Raw genomic sequence first — 2,775 nt, 5'->3', positions numbered from 1 at the left:
TTACTCTCTATAATATGCACCTAAGGCATCATGTAAAAATAAGTTGTACAAATTTTATCTGAAATAGATTGTAAAATCTAGCTTCCATCAAAAAAACTGTTCAGGTTATTCTTACACGCCTCTTAACATAAGATTACTACTGATAACTGAAATGACATCTCAACTAAAACGAGAAATTGGTGTGTTCGGCGCTACCCTCATGGGTTTAGGCTCAATTGTGGGTACGGGAGTATTTGTCAGTATTGGTATTGCTGCTAGTATTTCTGGTCCATCGGTAATTATTGCAGTGGCGATCGCTGCTTTTGTTGCTATCTGTAATGGTCTCAACAGCGCCCAGTTAGCAGCAAACCATCCTGTGAGTGGTGGTACTTATGAATATGGTTATAAATACCTGAATCATTGGTTGGGTTTTATTGCTGGGTGGATGTTTCTGTTGGCGAAAAGTGCTTCTGCTGCTACTGCTGCTTTGGGTTTTGCTGGTTATTTGCTGAATGCTTTTGGTGTGAATAATCAAACTTGGTTGGTGTTGACTGCTTTAACTGCTGTGGTTGTATTAACAATAGTTGTGTTAAGTGGAATTCGTCGTTCTAATTTTACTAATATTATTATTGTTTCGATAACGTTATTTTCTCTGATTGTGTTTATCTTGGCAGGGATGCCTCAAGTGGTATCGTCTGCTGGGGAAAATTTAACACCTTTTTTTCCTGGGGATAAACCTTTAGCATCTTTACTTCAAGCTGCTGCTTTAATGTTTGTTGCTTATACTGGTTATGGTCGTATTGCAACTCTGGGGGAGGAGGTAAAGCAACCACGACGTACTATTCCGAGAGCGATCGCTCTAACGATGCTCGTCACCTGTTTGTTATATATCTCGATTGCTGTGGTTACTGTGATAGTTGGTCAGGAAGTTATTAATAAATTATCTACAGCGGATGTTGGTTTAGCTGCTCCTCTAGAAGTTATTGCCAAAGTAGGAGGTTTAGGTGTTCCTGTGATTCCGAAGTTAATTGCTGTTGGTGCTGTTACGGCAATGTTGGGAGTGTTGTTAAATTTAATTTTGGGTTTGTCCAGGGTTTTATTAGCAATGGGGCGTCGGCGAGATGTACCGAAAGTTGTTGCTAGATTGAATAGTGAGCAAACTACTCCTTATATAGCTGTGATAGTAGTGGGAGTAGCGATCGCTTTTTTAGTTTTAATTGGTGATGTGAAAACTACTTGGTCTTTTAGTGCTTTTAATGTTTTGATTTATTATGCTATTACAAATTTTGCTGCTCTGAAACTTTCTCCAGAAGAAAGACTGTATCCTAAGTGGTTAGGTTGGGTAGGTTTAACTGCTTGTTTGTTTTTAGCTTTTTGGGTAGATCGGCAAATTTGGTTAGTTGGTTTAGGGTTAATTATTGTTGGTTTAATTTGGCATAGTTTAATTCATAGATTAATTAACGAATAGCTTTAATTTTCCCTCATTAAAATCTGCTTGCAAATTGATAATCTCTTGTCAATTATTAATTTCTTGAATCAATCCTATTTTCGTCTTTTTCCACTCGTTCATAACTCACCGAAAAACTGGATAGTTACACCTCCTCGTTTTCAGGGGATAAGAAAAAGAATATTCCGTAGTTCAATCCTAATACTTAAGCTAGAGGTACTGAAAACTGATAGCTAAAAACTGATAACTTATAACTGAAAACTGATAACTGAAATTACCCTGGCCCTAAAATATTGTAAAGCTGACCAAAAATCACCTACCTGTTTAATTTCTACTAAAACCTCTTGATTATCAGGAAAATCTACCTCCTCCAATAACTCAATAATTTTACCTTTTTTGATTCCTTTGACAAACATAAATTTACTCCTTTTCTCTTGAAAATTACTTATAAAATCTTGCTCGACAACAATAATTTAGGCTTCTATAGTTATTTTAAGTTTTCTTAGTTTCCTTTTTTTATTTCTTCTTCCTTCTTCTTTTGAAAATAATAAAAGCTTACAGAATTTGGAATCATAATTTCTCCGCCCTCCAACTTTTGCGAATTGCTGCTGAAATAATCCAGCAATACTTGTAATTGGGAAGGAGAAAAATATGTTGTATAGCATCAACGATAAAATCCAGTAAATATTTACCCAACTGAGAATCTTTCTGAAAACATTTTGTAATATTTATTGGAGATTCTATAATTTCTTGATGAAAAGAAATATTGTGTTCAGAAAGGAATTGATATAAATCGTCGCTAAAAAACATTGGTCTTTGATAAAATCGCTGATTTACATAATAATAAGGCTCGCTTATTGCTCTTTTTAAATTTACTGCAAAAATTGCTATCCCTTCTTCCCCAATGAGTTCGTAAACTTTCTCAACAGAGGATTTAATTTCTGAAAAATAGTAAAATGAATGAATTAATAGGATGATGTCAAAAGTTTGGGATGATTCAAATTTTTCCAATTCAACCGGATGAATTTCAAACCCAAATTTCTCTGGTTGAGATGTGCTAAGTTTCTGACACCATTCCTGTATTTTTACACACTCTACTTTATCTGGATCTACTCAAAAAAATGAATAGATTTGTTCAACTCAAGCAGCTTTACTACGGGAAGCTCCGAAGATCGACCGCTTTTCATCCCCTTAAAAAGAGAGGCTTTGTACCTCCTTTTTTGGTAAACAAAAAATTATAACTATTAGGAAGCAGTTCAGAGAGAATAACTCTGATATTCTTGTTATTTTAGAACTATAGCAATATGATTTGAGTTGTGAGATATTGAAAACTTTTAGGGAACAGGGAA

General features: G+C 34.8%; 3 protein-coding genes. 1 reads left to right on the top strand and 2 read right to left on the bottom strand.

Features of this window, described 5'->3' with window-relative positions; translation table 11 throughout:
• The first annotated feature begins 151 nt into the window (after window positions 1-151).
• Window positions 152-1,447 (top strand): APC family permease, encoded by a 1,296-nt coding sequence (locus AC3DU7_RS30390; RefSeq protein WP_488042964.1) that lies wholly within the window; start codon window positions 152-154, stop codon window positions 1,445-1,447.
• A 227-nt stretch (window positions 1,448-1,674) separates the two neighbouring features.
• On the opposite strand, the gene AC3DU7_RS30385 is transcribed toward AC3DU7_RS30390, so the two are convergent.
• Both AC3DU7_RS30385 and AC3DU7_RS30380 read right to left on the bottom strand, forming a co-directional pair.
• Window positions 1,675-1,842, bottom strand: coding sequence for a hypothetical protein (locus AC3DU7_RS30385; protein ID WP_488042963.1), 168 nt, complete (start codon window positions 1,840-1,842; stop codon window positions 1,675-1,677).
• A 154-nt stretch (window positions 1,843-1,996) separates the two neighbouring features.
• A complete protein-coding gene (locus tag AC3DU7_RS30380; RefSeq protein WP_488042962.1) occupies window positions 1,997-2,437 on the bottom strand; it encodes a hypothetical protein in 441 nt (146 codons plus the stop codon).
• Between the last annotated feature and the right edge of the window lie 338 nt (window positions 2,438-2,775).

This window comes from Okeania sp., from assembly GCF_983059655.1.
The sequence above is the reverse complement of the archived record's forward strand: the minus strand, read 5'-3'. Positions and strand labels throughout refer to the sequence as shown.